General features: G+C 33.5%; 1 protein-coding gene. It reads left to right on the top strand.

From position 1 onward, the window contains the following. The coding region (locus AOA60_RS23765; protein WP_178075412.1) for a hemerythrin domain-containing protein at nucleotides 1–278 on the top strand (278 nt) is incomplete at both ends.

Raw genomic sequence — 278 nt, 5'->3', positions numbered from 1 at the left:
GGAAAAAGGACACCCTGTAAATACTTTTATATTGGAAAACAAAGAACTTGATAGGATGGTCAACTTCACATTAAGTCTACATTTTGAACAATTTCAAAAGAAACCTTCAGAAGAAACTGTCATAAAAATAAAAAATGACTTAACAAAACTTCTAGACATCGATCTACATTATAGCAGAAAGGAAAATTTACTTTTCCCTTACCTCGAAAAATATGGTATTTTTGGCCCTACTCAAGTGATGTGGGGAGTAGACGATCGAATTCGTGCTTCCATCAAAG

This window comes from Pseudomonas sp. 2822-17, assembly GCF_002742485.1.
GTDB lineage: Bacteria > Pseudomonadota > Gammaproteobacteria > Pseudomonadales > Pseudomonadaceae > Aquipseudomonas > Aquipseudomonas cyclaminis.
The sequence above is the reverse complement of the archived record's forward strand: the minus strand, read 5'-3'. Positions and strand labels throughout refer to the sequence as shown.